The sequence below is a fragment of the Streptomyces sp. NPDC048612 genome, from assembly GCF_043199295.1.
Classification (GTDB): domain Bacteria; phylum Actinomycetota; class Actinomycetes; order Streptomycetales; family Streptomycetaceae; genus Streptomyces.
The window spans coordinates 1-16,331 of record NZ_JBICVV010000043.1; the positions used below are offsets into that span (position 1 = coordinate 1).

The window sequence follows — 16,331 nt, forward strand, 5'->3', positions numbered from 1 at the left end:
GAAGCAGTCCGGAAACCCTGCCCCGGAGGCCCGTCACCGCACCCGACACCCACCCGCCCGCCGCAGGCGCAACGGCGAGAAACCACCACGGCGGGTCAGACAAAAACGTGCGGGTCAGTGAAATACGTGCGGCTCCGCAGGAAACGCGCCGCCGACGACGTCCTCGGCGAATGCCTTGGCCGCGTCACCGAGCAGCTCCCGCAGGGCGGCGTACTGCTTGACGAACTTCGGGACCCGGCCGGCGGTCATGCCGGCCATGTCGGTCCAGACCAGGACCTGCGCGTCGCAGTCGAGGCCCGCGCCGATGCCGACGGTCGGGATGTAGAGCGAACGGGTGACCTCGGCGGCGAGCTCGGCGGGTACGGCCTCCAGGACGACCGCGAACGCACCGGCGTCCTGCACCGCCTTCGCATCGCGCAGCAACTGCTGGGCCGCCTCCTCGCCGCGCCCCTGGACGGGGTAGCCGCCGAAGGCGTTGACGGACTGCGGGGTCAGCCCGACATGGGCCATCACCGGGATGCCGGACGCGACCAGCAGCTCCACCTGCCCGGCGGAACGCTCACCGCCCTCCAGCTTGACGGCGCCCACGCCGGCTTCCTTCACCAGCCGGGTGGCGTTGCGCAGCGCCTGCACCGGCCCTTCCTGGTACGCGCCGAACGGCAGGTCGCCGATGACCAGCGCGCGCTTGGTGCCCCGGACGACCGCCGCGGACAGCAGGGTGATCTCGTCCATGGTGACCGGCACGGTGGACTCGTAGCCGAGGTGGCAGTTGCCCATCGAGTCGCCGACGAGCAGGACCGGAATACCGGCCTCGTCGAAGACGGAGGCGGTCATCGCGTCGTAGGCGGTGAGCATCGGCCACTTCTCGCCGCGCTCCTTGGCGGCGGCGATGTCGCGGACGGTGACCCGGCGGGACCCGGTGCCTCCGTAGAGCGCCTTGTCGACCGGCTTCTGGGCAGGCGAAAGCTGCGTCATGGTGACGGCTCCTCTTCATCATCTCGAGGCACCCTGACGGTGTCCCCGGACTCCCCTCCATGCTGGCACGGCCCGCGCACAAAGGAAAAGGGAGCGGGAGCGGCACCGTTCACCCGGAGGAGGGGCGCGCCCGGTCCTTTTTGTGATACGGAACGGTGCCGTATCGAAAGACGCTATCGTGCCGGCATGGCCAACTCACCCCCCGCCCCGGGCGCACCCCCGGCCCGGCAGATCCCGGACCGCATCCACCGCCGCCGCTGGGCGATCCTGTCCACCCTCATGCTCAGCCTGCTGATCGTGGTGCTGGACAACTCGATCCTCAACGTCGCCATGAAGACCATCGCCACCCCGGCCCCCGTCGGTCTCGGCGCCACGCAGAGCGAGCTGGAATGGGCGATCAACTCCTACACCCTGGTCTTCGCCGGGCTGCTGTTCACCGCGGGGCTGCTCGGTGACCGTGTCGGCCGCAAGAAGGTGCTGCTCTTCGGGCTGGCCGTCTTCGGCGCCGGGTCGGTGCTGGCCGGGGTGTCCGGCTCGCCCGCCGAGCTGATCACCTTCCGTGCCGTGATGGGGCTGGGCGGCGCCTTCGTCATGCCCGCCACCCTCGCCATCCTGATGAACGTCTTCGAGCGGGACGAGCAGCCCCGGGCGATCGGTATCTGGGCCGGCGGGGTGGGCATCGCCATCGCGGTCGGCCCGATCGCCGGCGGGCTGCTGCTGGACCACTTCTGGTGGGGCTCGGTCTTCCTGATCAACGCGCCCATCGTGGTGCTCTCGCTGATCGCGATGCTGGTCCTGGTGCCCGACTCCAGGGACCCGCAGCCCGGCCGGATGGACCCGTTCGGGGTGCTGCTGTCCGTCGTCGGGCTGGTCCTGCTGGTCTACGGGATCATCAAGGGCGGGCAGCTCGCCGACTTCACCGACCCGGAGGTGCTCGGCACGGTCCTCGGTGGCCTGGCGGTGCTCGCCGTCTTCGTGCTGCACCAGAAGCGCAGCGACCACCCGTCCATCGACATCGGCTACTTCCGCACGCCCGCCTTCTCGGCCGCCATCGCCGCCATCGCGCTGGTCTTCTTCGCGCTCATGGGCGTCTCGTTCTTCGCGGTCTTCTACGTCCAGAGCGTGCGCGGCTACAGCCCGCTGCAGGCCGGGCTGCTGTTCCTGCCGCTGGCCGCCGCCCAGCTGCTCTTCGCGCCGCGGGCCCGGCTCGCCGTGGACCGCTATGGCGCCCGCGCGGTGTGCACCTTCAGCATGTTCGTGGTGGCCGACACCATGCTGGGCCTGCTGCTGCTGAACAAGGACACCCCGATCTGGATCATGGAGGCGCTGCTCTTCCTCCAGGGGGCCGGGATGGCGCACATCATGCCGCCGGCCACCGTCGCGGTCATGCAGTCGCTGCCGCGGGAGAAGGCCGGCTCTGCCTCGGCCCTCAACAACGTCTTCCGGCAGGTCGGCGGCACGATGGGGGTCGCCGTCCTCGGCTCGCTGCTGTCGACGAGCTACCGCGACCGCATCGAGGACACCCTCGACACGGTGCCGGGACTGCCGGCCGCCGCCCGGCACGCGGCCGGCGAGTCCATCGAGGCGACCCTCGGCCTCGCGGACCGGATGGGCCCGGCCGGCCGGCCGCTGGCCGAGGCGGCCGATGACGCCTTCATCCACGCGATGCATGTCACCGCGCTCGGTTCGGCCGCCGTCGCACTGGTCGGGGCCCTGGTGAGCGTGCTGTTCCTGCCGGGCAAAATGGGACCGGCCCCGCAGGCGGCGGAGCCGCGGGAAGAGCGGAAGGCGGGCGTGGAGAGATGAGCCGGGCGGCGGAGGACCCCGAGGGCGCGGCGGCCGGGAGGCGGCCGGACCCGGCGGCCCCCGCGGGCCGCGGCCGGCCGCGCAGCGCCGCCGCCGACTCCGCCATCATCGAGGCCGTGCTGCGCCTGCTGGAGGACGGCGTCTCCATAGGCGAGTTGTCCATGGAACGCATCGCCCGCGAGGCCGGCGTCGGCAAGGCCACGGTCTACCGCCGCTGGTCGGGCAAGAGCGCCCTGATGCTCGACGTCATGCGGTCCCTGGACATGGCGAGCCCGCCGCCGGGCGGCCTGTCGGTACGCGACGACCTGGTCGCACTGCTGGAGTTCCTGCGCCGCCGCGGACTCGCCAAACGCGGCTCCGCACTGCTGCGCACGGTCGTCAGCCACGTCCAGGCACAGCCCGAACTGTGGGCGGAATATCACGACACCGTGGTACGGGCCCGCAGGGAGGCACTGCTCGGGGTGCTCCGGCGCGGGGTGGCCGGCGGCGAGATCCGGGGCGACCGCGACCTGGAGACCCTGGCCGATCTCTTCGTCGGCCCGATGCTGGCCCGCGCGCTGCTCCATGAGTGGAAGGAACTGCCCGAGGGGCTCCCGGCGGAGATCGTCGATACGGTCCTGGAGGGCGTCCGCCCGCCCGCGGGCTGAACTTCCCTGCGGTGAAGCCCGGTTGGCCGCTCCGGCGCCGTGCCGCCGGACCGCGCGGACGGCCGCGCCGGGAGGACGCGCGCGGGCCCGCCGTATGACCGGATCATGCCCGTTCTGTCACAGCGCCTCGTCACCACCCCGGCGCCGGAACCCCGACCCGTCACCGCGCCGTCCTCACTTCTAAGAAAGAGCATTACGGGCCATCGCCTAGGGTCGGAGACCACAGGTCAGGCGCAGCGAAGCAAGGCAGTGAGGACAGCTACATGGCGCAGGCATACATGACGGAGCCGGGACAGGGGCACAACCCCGGGCAGGCCGGTTCCCGGGCCGAACGCCTGCGGAACTGGTGGCGTCCCGAGGGGATGTGGCGGCGCGGCCTCGTGGTCGCGGTGCTCGCCCTCCTGCTCGGGCTGCTGATGATTCTGCACGCGAAGGTCCCCAACACCCCCGGGAACTGGGGCAGTCTGCTGGAGACCTTCCTGCCGTGGCTGGGGCTGGGCATCCCGCTGCTGCTCGTCGCCGCGGTGCTGCGCCGCTCGGCGAGCGCGCTGGTCGCGCTGGTGCTGCCGGCCTTCGTGTGGGTCAACCTCTTCGGGGGTCAGGTCACCGACAAGGCAGGTGAGGGCGGCAACCTCACCGTCCTCACCCACAACGTCAACGTCGCCAACCCCGACCCGGCGGGCACCGCCAAGGACCTCGTGGCTTCCGGCGCGGACGTGGTGGCCCTGGAGGAGCTGTCCGGCAACGCCCTGTCGACCTATCGTCAGGGGCTGGCGAAGGCGTATCCGTACCACACGATCGAGGGCACGGTCGGCCTGTGGAGCAAGCGTCCGCTGACCGACACCCGGCCGGTGGACACCAAGATGGGGTGGAACCGCGCGCTGCGGGCCACCGTCACCGCCACCGACGGCCAGCAGATCGCCGTGTACGTCGCCCATCTGCCGTCGGTGCGGGTCAACGCGGAGAAGGGCTTCACCGCCAACCGCCGCGACGCCAGCGTCGCGGCGCTGGGTGAGGCGATCGCCGCCGACCCGGTGGAGAAGGCCGTGCTGCTGGGCGACCTCAACGGCACCATGAACGACCGCTCGCTGGCCCCGGTCACCTCCCAGATGCGCTCCGCGCAGGGCGCCGCGGGGGACGGTTTCGGCTTCAGCTGGCCGGCGGCGTTCCCGATGGCCCGGATCGACCAGATCATGATGAAGGGGATCGACCCGGTCAAGGCCTGGGTGCTGTCCTCGACCGGCAGCGACCACCTTCCGGTCGCGGCGTCGGTGAAGATCTGACGGACGGCGGGCGGCGCGGACGGCGGGGACCGGAAACGGGCTCTTCACGCCCCGTTCTCCGGGCGGAACACTGAGCCTGAGAGACTTTGTTCCGTAAAGGAACTTATCGATCGACGGCCCCTGACGCCCGCGTGCCCGCCGCACGCGACACCCCGAAAGGTCTTCCATGCCCTTGGCTCTGCTCGCTCTCGCGATCTCGGCCTTCGGTATCGGCACCACGGAGTTCGTGATGATGGGCCTGCTGCCCGACGTCGCGGACGATCTGGGCACCTCGGTGCCCACCGCCGGCTACCTCGTCTCCGCCTACGCCCTCGGCGTCGTCATCGGCGCCCCGCTCCTGACCGCCCTCGGCTCCCGCATCCCGCGCAGGCGGATGCTGGTCGGGCTGATGGCGGTCTTCACGGTCGGCAACCTCGCCTCCGCCCTGGCCCCCACCTTCGGTCTGCTGATCGCGGGCCGGCTGCTGGCCGGGCTTCCGCACGGCGCGTTCTTCGGCGTCGGCGCGGTGGTCGCCGCGCGGCTGGTGCGCGAGGGACGGCAGGCCCGCGCGGTCGCCACGATGTTCCTCGGTCTGACCGTCGCCAACATCATCGGGGTGCCCGCCGCGACCCTCCTGGGCCAGCAGCTCGGCTGGCGCGCCACCTTCCTCGTCGTGGCCGCCATCGGCCTGGCCGCGATGGCCTCCCTGGCCCGGCTGGTCCCGCCGCTGCCGGCCGACGAGCACACCGGTCTGGGCCGTGAGCTGCGCGCGCTGGGCAGCGGCCAGGTGCTGCTCGGTCTGCTCACCACCGTCTTCGGCTTCGCCGGGATCTTCGCCGTCTACAGCTACCTCGCGTCGATGATGACCGAGGTCACCGGCTTCGCGGCGGGCTCGGTCCCGCTGGTCCTCGCTCTCTTCGGCATCGGGATGACCCTCGGTGCGCTCGCCGCGGGCCCGCTCACCGACCGGGCCCTGCGTCCGACCCTGTACGGCGCGCTGGCCGCCCTGGCCCTCGTCCTGACCGTCTTCCACTTCACCGCCCAGGTGAAGTGGGCGGCGCCGGTCACGGTCGTCGTCATCGGTGCCGTCGGCTTCCTGACCACCACCCCGCTCCAGATGCTGGTCATGCAGAAGGCCCAGCAGGCCCCGACCCTGGCCGCCGCCTCCAACCAGTCCGCCTTCAACCTCGCCAACGCCGGCGGCGCCTGGGCCGGCGGTCTGGCGCTGTCCGCCGGCTGGGGCTGGACCTCCCCGACGCTGGTCGGCGCGGTCCTGGCGGCCCTCGGTCTGGCCGTCGCCCTCCTGGCCGGCCTGCTGGACCGCGGCGACCGTGACGCGTCCCGGATCGTGGCCCGCAGCGAGGAGCCGGCCCCGGAGCGGGCCACCGGCGCGGCGGTGGCGGCCGGGGACCGTACGGACTGAGGCGGCAGGGCGGTGGCGCCTCAGCCTGTACCGACTGAGGCGGCAGCGCGGCGGCGGCCGGAGACCGGACGGACCGACCGCCGAGCCCGCCGCCGCCCCCAACTCCCCTGACTGCCCGTCAGTCCCCTTCCCGCCAGTGGTTGGTGATCGGCAGCCGGCGGTCCTTGCCGAAGCCCTTCGCGGAGATCTTGGGGCCCGGCGGGTACTGGCGGCGCTTGTACTCGGCGTGGTCGACCATCCGCAGCACCCGCGTCACCAGGCCGGCGTCGAAGCCCTGGGCGGTGATCTCCTCCCGGCCGTGGTCGCGGTCGACGTACAGCTCCAGGATGCGGTCCAGGACGTCGTAGTCGGGCAGCGAGTCGGTGTCGACCTGGCCGGGGCGGAGTTCGGCGCTCGGGGGTTTGGTGAGGGTGTGCTCCGGGATCGGCGGGGTCCCGCCGCGGTCGGCGGCGGCCTGGTTGCGCCAGCGGGCCAGCTGGTAGACGACGGACTTGTAGACGTCCTTGATGGGGCCGTAGCCGCCCACCGAGTCGCCGTAGAGGGTCGAATAGCCGCAGGCCAGCTCGGACTTGTTGCCGGGGGCGAGGACCAGGTGGCCCTCCTGGTTGGAGATGGCCATCAGGGTGGTGCCCCGCAGGCGCGACTGCAGGTTCTCCTCCGCCAGGCCGGTGAGCGGCAGCGCGGCCATGTAGGCGTCGAACATCGGGCCGATCGGCACCGTACGGAAGGACAGGCCGGTACGGCGGGCGAGTTCGGCGGCGTCGGTCAGCGAGTGCTCCGACGAGTAGCGGGAGGGCATCGCCACCGCGTGCACCTGGCCGGCCCCCAGCGCGTCACAGGCCAGGGCGGCGACCAGCGCCGAGTCGATCCCGCCGGACAGGCCGAGCACCACACTGTGGAAGCCGTTCTTGGCGGCATAGGCGCGCAGGCCGGTGACCAGCGCGGTGTAGATCTCCTCCAGGTCGCCGAGGCGCTCGGCGCTGCCCCCGGGGGGCTCGGCCGGGTAGGGCGGCAGGGGGGCGGGGGAGAGGGTGACATGGGTGACCCGCAGCCCGTCGTTCAGGAGGCCCGAGGGGGGCTCGGGCGCCGCGGCCGGCAGGTCCAGGTCGACCAGCACACAGCCCTCCGCGAACTGCGGGGCCCGCGTGATCACCCCGCCGTCCCCGTCGACCACGATCGAGTCGCCGTCGAAGACCAGCTCGTCCTGCCCGCCGGTCATCGCCAGATAGGCGGTGGTGCAGCCGGCCTCGCGGGCCCGCCGGCGGACCAGCTCCAGCCGGGTGTCGTCCTTGTCCCGCTCGTACGGCGAGGCGTTGACCGACAGCAGCAGCCCGGCACCCGCGCTGCGCGCCGCCGGCACCCGGCCGCCGTCCTGCCACAGGTCCTCGCAGATGGCCAGCGCGACATCCACCCCGTGCACCCGTACGACGGGCAGCGTGTCGCCGGGGACGAAGTAGCGGAACTCGTCGAAGACGCCGTAGTTGGGAAGGTGGTGCTTGGCGAAGGACAGCGCGACCGCGCCGCGGTACAGCACGGCGGCGGCGTTCTGCGGGGCGCCCGCGGGGCGGCCGTAGCGCGGGGTGGCCTGGGCGCCGCGGTCGAGGTAGCCGACGACCACCGGCAGTCCGCCCAGGCCCTGCCCGTCCAGCCGGGCGGCCAGCGCCCGCAGCGCGGCGCGGCTGGCCTCGACGAAGGAGGGGCGCAGCGCGAGGTCCTCGACGGGGTATCCGGTCAGCGCCATCTCGGGGAACGCGACGAGGTGGGCGCCCCGGTCCGCGGCGTGCCGGGTCCAGCGCACGATCGTCTCGGCGTTCTGCGCGAGGTCGCCGACGCAGGAGTCGGTCTGGCTGAGGGCGAGACGAAGCTGAGGCATCCCGCCAGTCTAATCGTCTTTCTGACGCAATGGGGGGTCGGCGCGACGGGCGGCGCCTCGCCGCGCGGGGGAGGGGCGGCCCGGCGGACGGCGTGACGGACGGCCCGGCGGCGCCCCGGCCGCGCCCGCCGGCCCCGGTACGACGCGCAGCGCCCTACCCCTTCCGGTAGCCGAGCACCGTCATCATCCCCGACTCCGAGTGATAGACGTTGTGGCAATGGACCATCCACAGCCCGGGGTTGTCGGCGTCGAACTCGACATCGAGGCTGCGCCCCGGCAGCACGATCGCGCTGTCCTTGCGGGGGCCGCCGTTCGGCAGTGCGAAGTGGTGCCCGTGGATGTGCACGGGGTGCCACATGCGGGTGTGGTTGCGGATGGCCAGCCGCACCCGCTCACCGGCCCGGATCGGATTCCGGTGCGACGGTGTGTACTGCCGCCCGTTGATCGCCCAGTCGAACTTCTGCATCGAGCCGGTGAGATTCAGCTCGACGGTGCGGTCGGGGCGGCGGGCCACCGCCCGGACGCTCTCGGCCGCCCGCAGCCGGTAGGCGGACAGCAGCTTCCCGTCCAGCTCCTTCGGCCGGACGGACGCACCGGGAGCCCGGCCGCTGCCCGTGCGCAGCACCGCCTGCGCCGCGTGCTTCTTGCCCTCGGCGAGCGCGGTCAGCGGGAAGACCCCGTCCTTGGCGGTGACCAGGACGTCATAGCGCTCGCCCATGCCGAGCAGCAGCGCCTCGGTCTCGGCGTGCTCGACGGGGAAGCCGTCGGCGTGCGTCACCGTCATCATGTGGCCGCCGAGCGCGACGCGATAGGCGGTGTCGGCGCCCGCGTTGAGGAAGCGGATGCGGATACGGTCGCCGGGCTTGGCGCGGAAGCTGTGCGGGTCCTCGGCGATCCGGCCGTTGATGAGGTGGTACGGGTAGTCCACATCGCCCGCGTCGCCGCCCAGCAGCGCGCTGTGCGAGCCCGTCAGTATCCGCGACGGGCCGCCGGCCACGGGCGCCGCCCCGTCCGCCGCCGGTGCGCCCTGGTCACCCGCGGCCCTGTCCTCGTCCCCGTGCATGCCCCCGTGGCCGGACATGCCGCCCATGCCGCGGTTCAGCTCGGCCAGCACACCGTCGGGGGTGCTGCCGTCCACCCCGTCGACCCAGTCGTCGAACACCACGACCCACTCCGTGTCGTAGGAGAGCGGCTCCTTGGGGTCGTCGACGATCAGCGGTGCGTACAGCCCGCGGTCCTGCTGGACCCGGGAGTGCGGATGCAGCCAGTAGGTGCCGGGGTGCGGGATCGCGAACCGGTAGGGGAAGGAGGCACCGGGCATGATCGGCCGCTGGGTGAGGGTGGGCACGCCGTCCATGTCGTTGCGCAGTGCCAGGCCGTGCCAGTGCACGGAGGTGGACTGCGGCAGGTGGTTGGCGAGGGTCAGGGCGAGCGTCTCCCCGGCCGTGGCCCGGAGGGTCCTGCCGGGCAGCTCGTCGCCGTACGCCCAGGTGTCGACGGTGCGGCCGCCCAGGTCGATACGGGCCGGGGTGGCGGTCATGGTGAACTCGCGCACCGGCCCCGGGTTCCGCTTGCGCTCGGTCTCGGCGACCTCCGGGCCGTCCGGGGAGACGTAGTCGTCCGGGGTGTCGCGGGGGGAGCCGGGGGCGGGGTCGCTGCCGTCCGTGCCGGAGTGCGGACCGGGGCCGAAGGCACCGAGGGCGCGGGCGGCCGGCAGACCGCTGCCGACGACGGCGATACCCGCGCCGAGCAGGGCGCGGCGGGAGTGCGTACGCATCAGAAGCACCTCGAGACGGTGTCGCTGGGTGAGGTCGGTACGGGGCGGGGGCGCCGCCGCGGACTCCGGTGGGCGTCGGCGGCACGGGCGCTCCTACAGGCGCGGCACCGACAGGCGGTCGAGGAGTGAGGGACGCGGCGGCGCGGATATGGGCCACGGTCCGGGCAGCGGGCGGCCGCGCCGGGCGACAGCCTTGCCCTGTTCCCGCATCGCGGCCCTCTCGACTCGACGGAACGACCAACCGGCGGACGCCGGGGAGGCCGGCACCCGGAGCCTACCCCCGAGGGGTATAGCCCTCCAGTGTGGCCCGCCGACGGAGTGCACCGGCCGGCCGCCACCGCGGCCGGTCCGCCCGGCCCGGCCGTCTGCGGTCCGCCGCGTCGGTGCCACCGCCTGACGTGCCGCCACCCGCCTATTCTTGGCCCATCCGCGCCACCGGCGGGCCCGGCGTTCCGTGCCGCCGGCCGGGTCCACCCGTTCACCGGCTGTCCGGGCCCCGGCGCCCCGCCCGTCCGCCCCCGCCACGAGGGAGACCGATGAGCCGAACCCGCCGCCTCCCCACCCCCGGCCGGTTCCTGCGCGTCGACGGCGTGCCGCTGCACGTCCTGACCGAGGGCCGCGGCCCGGTCTGCGTCCTCAGCGGCGGCCTCGGCATGGCGTGGTTCGACTGGGACGCGGTCGCCGCGCTGCTCGCCCCGTACCGCACCGTCGTCCGCTTCGACCGCCCCGGCCTCGGGCCTGAGCGCCCCGGCACCGGCACCGCCCACCCTCGCCGCCGAGGCCGACCGGATCGCCCACCTCCTCGACGCGCTCGGCCACTTCGGCCCGGCCACCGTCGTCGGCCACTCGCTCGCCGGATTCCACGCGGAGGCGTTCGCCCGGCGCCACCCGGACCGCTGCGCCGGGCTCGTCCTCGTCGACGGCAGCATCGAGGACGGCCCCGGGCCCCGGCTGCCGCGCGCGGTGCGGACCGCCTGGGCGGGCGGGGTGGCCGCCGCCCTGTCCGCCGCCGGGCTGCCGCGCGCCCTGGGCCCCGCCGCCCGCCGGCTGATCGGCCGCGCCTCCACCGTCGGCAGCCATCCGCCGCACCCGTGGGAGCGCGCCGGCTACCGCACCAGCCGGGTCGCGCGGGCCTGTGTCCTGGAGAACGCGACGTACCACTACCAGGCCGCCGAGCTCACCGCGCTGCGCGGGGACCGTCCGCTGCCCGGGGTGCCGGTGACCGTCCTCGCGGCCTACGACGGGAGCGAGACGGCGGGGCGGCTGCGGTGGCTGGAGCGGCAGCGGGGGCTCGCCGCTGAGCTGGGCGGCCGGTTCGCGGTCGCCGCGCCCGCCGGCCACCTGGTAATGGCCGATGTGCCGGAGTCGGTGGCCAGGGCGGTGCTGGACCTGTCGGGGACCGGGTACGACGCGGCGGTGCCGGGCCTGCCGTAGGCCCCCCGCCCGCCGGGCCGGGGCCGCCGGGGCGCGCCGGGGAACGGACCCCTCAATTCCGGGTCAACGCCCCCTCAGCGCCGCTCCAAGACTGCGCCAAGCCCCCCGATTGCCGTCACCGGCCGCGCTGACCCGCGCCGACGCGGGAAGAATGCGGGGTGGGGGTTACGGGACGGCGGTTCTGGTTCAGGGCAAGGGTGCGTAATGTGACGGTAACCCCCTCACGTGATACTGGTGCCACAGCACGTTGTTCCACGTGCCTGGACGGGCCGATTGACCTGCAAGGATTGGTGACCCATGGACAAGCAGCAGGAGTTTGTGCTCCGCACGCTGGAGGAGCGCGACATCCGCTTCGTACGGCTGTGGTTCACCGACGTACTCGGGTTCCTCAAGTCCGTGGCGGTGGCCCCCGCCGAGCTGGAGCAGGCCTTCGACGAGGGCATCGGCTTCGATGGCTCGGCCATCGAGGGCTTCGCCCGGGTGTACGAGTCCGACATGATCGCCAAGCCCGACCCCGGCACCTTCCAGATCCTGCCCTGGCGCGCCGAGGCACCCGGCACCGCCCGGATGTTCTGCGACATCCTGATGCCGGACGGCTCCCCCTCCTACGCCGACCCGCGCTACGTCCTCAAGCGCATCCTGGCCAAGACCTCTGACCTCGGCTTCACCTTCTACACCCACCCCGAGATCGAGTTCTTCCTGCTCAAGGACAAGCCCGTCGACGGCTCCCGGCCGATCCCGGGCGACTCCTCCGGCTACTTCGACCACACCCCGCAGAACGTCGGCATGGACTTCCGCCGCCAGGCGATCACGATGCTGGAGTCGATGGGCATCTCGGTGGAGTTCAGCCACCACGAGGGCGCCCCCGGCCAGCAGGAGATCGACCTGCGCTACGCCGACGCCCTCTCGACCGCCGACAACATCATGACGTTCCGCCTGGTCATGAAGCAGGTCGCGCTGGAGCAGGGCGTGCAGGCCACGTTCATGCCCAAGCCGTTCTCTGAGTACCCAGGCTCCGGCATGCACTCCCACCTCTCGCTCTTCGAGGGCGACCGCAACGCCTTCCACGAGTCCGGCTCGGAGTACCAACTCTCCAAGGTCGGCCGCTCGTTCATCGCCGGACTGCTCAAGCACGCCGGCGAGATCTCCGCCGTCACCAACCAGTGGGTCAACTCCTACAAGCGCATCTGGGGCGGCGCCAACCGCACCGCGGGCGCCGGCGGCGAGGCCCCCTCCTACATCTGCTGGGGCCACAACAACCGCTCCGCGCTGATCCGCGTGCCGATGTACAAGCCCGGCAAGATGGGCTCGACCCGGGTCGAGGTCCGCTCCATCGACTCCGGCGCCAACCCGTACCTGACGTACGCCGTGCTGCTCGCGGCCGGCCTCAAGGGCATCGAGGAGGGCTACGAACTCCCGGCCGGCGCCGACGACGACGTCTGGGCGCTGTCCGACTCCGAGCGCCGCGCGATGGGCATCGAGCCGCTGCCGCAGAACCTCGGCGAGGCCATCGAGCTGATGGAGCGCAGCGAACTGGTCGCCGAGACCCTCGGTGAGCACGTCTTCGACTTCTTCCTCCGCAACAAGAAACAGGAGTGGGAGGAGTACCGCTCGGAGGTCACCGCCTTCGAGCTGCGCAAGATGCTGCCCGTGCTCTGAGCCACCGCGCCACCGAGAGGCTCCACCATGGCACTTCCCGCTCCGCAGGGACGGCGGAGCAGCACCTTCAGCCGGCTGCTGAGGCACGGTTTCACCGACCCCTCGGCGGCCGGGGAGCTGCTCGATTCCCCGCCGTTCGCGTCCGTACGCGACGACTCGGTGCTGTTGGAGGCGCTGGGCGCCACCGCCGACCCGGACCTCGCGCTGCACAGCCTGGCCCGGCTCGTCGAGGCCCAGGAACCGGACGACCAGCAGACGCTGCTCAGCACCGTCGCCGCGGCGAAACCGCTGCGCGACCGGCTGCTGGGGGTGCTGGGCGCCTCCGAGGCGCTCGCCGACCACCTCGTCCGGCACCCGCACGACTGGCAGTCCCTGGTCACCTACGAGTCGGTGGACCTGCACCCCACCACCCCCGAGTTCGAGCTGGCGCTCGCCGAGGGGATCTGGGCCGGACAGAACGCCGAACGGCCGCGCGCGGACGCCCTGCGCACCGCCTACCGCCGAGCCCTGCTGGGCATCGCCGCCCGCGACGTGTGCGGGACGACCGATGTCGCCGAGGCCGCCGCGGAGCTGGCGGACCTGGCCACCGCCACCCTCCGCGCCGCCCTGGAGATCAGCTACGAGGAGGCGCCGGGCGACGCCGCGGTGTGCCGGCTGGCGGTCATCGGCATGGGCAAGTGCGGCGGCCGCGAGCTGAACTACGTCTCGGACGTCGACGTCATCTTCGTCGCCGAGGCCAAGGAAGGCGTCGACGAGGCCAAGGCGCTCCAGGCCGCGACCCGGCTCGCCGCCCGCATGATGCGGCTCTGCTCGGACAACACCGCCGAGGGCACCATCTGGCCGGTGGACGCCAACCTGCGCCCCGAGGGCCGCAACGGCCCGCTGGTGCGCACCCTCTCCAGCCACCTCGCCTACTACCAGCGCTGGGCCAAGACCTGGGAGTTCCAGGCGCTGCTCAAGGCCCGCCCGATGGCCGGCGACCTGCAACTGGGCCAGGAGTACGTGGACGCGCTGGCGCCGATGGTGTGGGAGGTCGCCGAACGGGAGAACTTCGTCGCCGACGTCCGCCAGATGCGCCGCCGGGTCGTCGAGAACATCCCCGCGGCCCAGGTCGAGCGGGAACTCAAGCTCGGCCCCGGCGGACTGCGCGACGTCGAGTTCGCCGTGCAGTTGCTCCAGCTGGTGCACGGCCGCAGCGACGCCACCCTGCGCAGCTCCACCACCCTCGACGCGCTGGCCGCCCTGGCGGCCGGCGGCTACGTGGGACGCCAGGACGCCGCCGCCCTGGACGCCGCCTACCGCTTCCTGCGCACGCTGGAACACCGCATCCAGCTCTTCCGGATGCGCCGTACCCACCTGATGCCCGAGGACGAGGGCGAACTGCGGCGCCTGGCCCGCTCGCTGGGCCTGCGCACCGAACCGGTGGACACCCTGCGCAAGGAGTGGCGGTGGCACGCCCGCGAAGTCCGCCGGCTGCACGAGAAGCTCTTCTACCGGCCGCTGCTCGACGCCGTCGCCCACCTGGAGCCCGGCGAGGCCCGGCTGTCCGCCAAGGCCGCCGGCCACCGCCTCGAAGCGCTCGGCTACGCCGACCCGGTCGCCGCCCTGCGGCACCTGGAGGCGCTCGCCTCCGGCGTGACCCGTAAGGCCGCCATCCAGCGGACGCTGCTGCCGGTGCTGCTCGCCTGGTTCGCGGACTCCGCCGACCCCGACGCCGGACTGCTCAACTTCCGCAAGGTGTCCGACGCGCTCGGCAAGACCCCCTGGTACCTGCGGCTGCTGCGCGACGAGGGCGCCGCCGCCGAGAACCTCGCCCGGGTGCTGTCCGCCGGCCGCCTCGCCCCCGACCTGCTGCTGCGCGCCCCCGAGGCGGTCGCCCTGCTCGGCGCCCCCGACGGGCTCCAGCCGCGCTCCCGGGCCGCCCTGGAGCAGGAGGTGCTGGCCGCGGTCGGCCGCGCGGACGGCGCCGAGGCGGCGGTCGCCGCGGCCCGCGGGGTGCGCCGCAGAGAGCTGTTCCGCACGGCCGCCGCCGACGTCATCGGCGCGTACGGCACGGAGTTCAGCCCCGCGGAAAACGACCACGGCCACTCCGTCGACGCCGTCGGCTCCGCCGTCTCCGACCTCAACGCCGCCACCCTCGCCGGAGCCCTGCGCGCCGCCGTCCGCCAGCAGTGGGGCGACACCCTGCCCACCCGCTTCGCGGTCATCGGCATGGGCCGCTTCGGCGGCCGCGAACTGAGCTACGGCTCCGACGCCGATGTCCTCTTCGTCCACGAACCGCGCGAGGGCGCCGACGAACAGGAGGCCGCCAAGGCCGCCCACGCCGTCGCCAACGAGATGCGCCGGCTGCTCGAACTCCCCTCCTCCGACCCGCCGTTGCCCATCGACGCCGACCTGCGCCCGGAGGGCAGATCGGGCCCGCTGGTACGCACCCTCGCCTCCTACGCCGCCTACTACCGGCGCTGGTCCCTGGTTTGGGAGTCCCAGGCCCTGCTGCGCGCCGAACCCGCCGCCGGCGACCTCGAACTGGGACAGCGCTTCATCGACCTCATCGACCCGCTGCGCTACCCCGCCGAAGGCCTCGGCGACGACGCGGTCCGCGAGATCCGCAAGCTCAAGGCCCGCATGGAGGCCGAACGGCTGCCCCGCGGCGCCGACCCCACCACCCACGCCAAGCTGGGCCGCGGCGGCCTGAGCGACGTCGAGTGGACGGTACAGCTCCTCCAGATGCAGCACGGCTGGGAGATCCCCGGCCTGCGCACCACCCGCACCCGCGAAGCGCTGGCCGCCGCCCACGCCGCCGGCCTGATCAACACCGAGGACGCCCAGACCCTCGACGAGGCATGGGTCCTGGCCGCCCGCGTACGCAACGCCGTCATGGTCGTCCGCGGCCGCCCCGGCGACACGTTCCCCGTCGACGGCCGCGAACTGGCGGCCGTGGGCCGCTACCTGGGCTACGAGGAAGGCCACATCGGCGAGATGATCGACGACTACCGCCGCGTGACCCGCAGGGCGCGGGGGGTTGTGGAGGAGATCTTCTACGGCGCGTAAGCCTTTTGGCGGCCTTCCCACGTTTTCGGCTTTCCCGCCGTGGGCTGCGCTTGGCTTTCGGCCCACGTTGTTGTCTTTCCCGCCGTGGTGGTTTCTCGCCGTTGCGCCTGCGGCGGGCGGGTGGTTGTCGGGGTGCGGTGACGGACCTCCGGGGCCTGGTGTGTGGACTGCTTCGCTTTACGTCCACACACCAGGCCCCTCCGGCCCGTCCCCTCCCGTTGAGGGAGTGGTGAAGGTGAGTGGGGGCGGGCGTCTGTAGGGCATTTACTGCTCTCCAACGCGCACGGGACCACCGGGGTGCACCCCCACCCACCGTTTTCCCATCCCCCAACGGGAGGGGACGGGTCGGAGCGGGGGGGGGGGGGGGGGCGGGAAACGCACCCCACCCCGCCCCCCCCCCCCCCCCCCCCCCCCCCCCCCCCCG

General features: G+C 73.1%; 9 protein-coding genes and 1 pseudogene. 7 read left to right on the forward strand and 3 right to left on the reverse strand.

The features are described 5' to 3' along the window. Nucleotides 1-114: 114 nt before the first annotated feature. Complete coding sequence (panB, locus tag ACGFN2_RS35090) at nucleotides 115-975, reverse strand: 3-methyl-2-oxobutanoate hydroxymethyltransferase (RefSeq protein WP_393366966.1); 861 nt, start codon at nucleotides 973-975, stop codon at nucleotides 115-117. A gap of 186 nt (nucleotides 976-1,161) precedes the next feature. On the opposite strand from panB, the gene ACGFN2_RS35095 reads away from it, so the two are divergent. From ACGFN2_RS35095 to ACGFN2_RS35110, 4 genes are all read left to right on the forward strand, one after another. Then, nucleotides 1,162-2,781, forward strand: a complete 1,620-nt coding sequence (locus tag ACGFN2_RS35095; RefSeq protein ID WP_393366968.1) for an MFS transporter — start codon at nucleotides 1,162-1,164, stop codon at nucleotides 2,779-2,781. Continuing rightward, nucleotides 2,778-3,428, forward strand: a complete 651-nt coding sequence (locus ACGFN2_RS35100; RefSeq protein ID WP_362613838.1) for a TetR/AcrR family transcriptional regulator — start codon at nucleotides 2,778-2,780, stop codon at nucleotides 3,426-3,428. Before ACGFN2_RS35095 ends, ACGFN2_RS35100 begins: the two co-directional genes overlap by 4 nt. 278 nt (nucleotides 3,429-3,706) lie before the next feature. Continuing rightward, nucleotides 3,707-4,711 carry an endonuclease/exonuclease/phosphatase family protein gene (locus tag ACGFN2_RS35105; protein WP_393366994.1) on the forward strand — a complete coding sequence of 335 codons (1,005 nt, stop codon included), beginning with the start codon at nucleotides 3,707-3,709 and terminating at the stop codon, nucleotides 4,709-4,711. Nucleotides 4,712-4,877: 166 nt separating this feature from the next. Continuing rightward, entirely contained in the window at nucleotides 4,878-6,113 is a 1,236-nt protein-coding gene (locus tag ACGFN2_RS35110) for an MFS transporter (RefSeq protein WP_362613842.1), read from the forward strand. Nucleotides 6,114-6,231: 118 nt separating this feature from the next. Here ACGFN2_RS35110 and ACGFN2_RS35115 read toward each other — a convergent pair whose 3' ends face one another. Continuing rightward, nucleotides 6,232-7,986 carry an NAD+ synthase gene (locus ACGFN2_RS35115; protein ID WP_393366970.1) on the reverse strand — a complete coding sequence of 585 codons (1,755 nt, stop codon included), beginning with the start codon at nucleotides 7,984-7,986 and terminating at the stop codon, nucleotides 6,232-6,234. A gap of 154 nt (nucleotides 7,987-8,140) precedes the next feature. Next, nucleotides 8,141-9,763 (reverse strand): multicopper oxidase family protein, encoded by a 1,623-nt coding sequence (locus ACGFN2_RS35120; RefSeq protein ID WP_393366972.1) that lies wholly within the window; start codon nucleotides 9,761-9,763, stop codon nucleotides 8,141-8,143. Between the two features lie 536 nt (nucleotides 9,764-10,299). Here ACGFN2_RS35120 and ACGFN2_RS35125 point away from each other — a divergent pair. The 3 genes and pseudogenes from ACGFN2_RS35125 (at nucleotide 10,300) to ACGFN2_RS35135 (ending at nucleotide 15,907) form a co-directional block, all read left to right on the forward strand. Continuing rightward, nucleotides 10,300-11,197: pseudogene (locus tag ACGFN2_RS35125) on the forward strand (alpha/beta fold hydrolase). A gap of 297 nt (nucleotides 11,198-11,494) precedes the next feature. Then, on the forward strand, nucleotides 11,495-12,856 hold the full coding sequence (gene glnA, locus ACGFN2_RS35130; RefSeq protein WP_362613850.1) for a type I glutamate--ammonia ligase: 1,362 nt from the start codon (nucleotides 11,495-11,497) through the stop codon (nucleotides 12,854-12,856). Between the two features lie 27 nt (nucleotides 12,857-12,883). Then, nucleotides 12,884-15,907 carry a bifunctional [glutamine synthetase] adenylyltransferase/[glutamine synthetase]-adenylyl-L-tyrosine phosphorylase gene (locus ACGFN2_RS35135; RefSeq protein WP_393366974.1) on the forward strand — a complete coding sequence of 1,008 codons (3,024 nt, stop codon included), beginning with the start codon at nucleotides 12,884-12,886 and terminating at the stop codon, nucleotides 15,905-15,907. The last annotated feature ends 424 nt before the right edge of the window (nucleotides 15,908-16,331 follow it).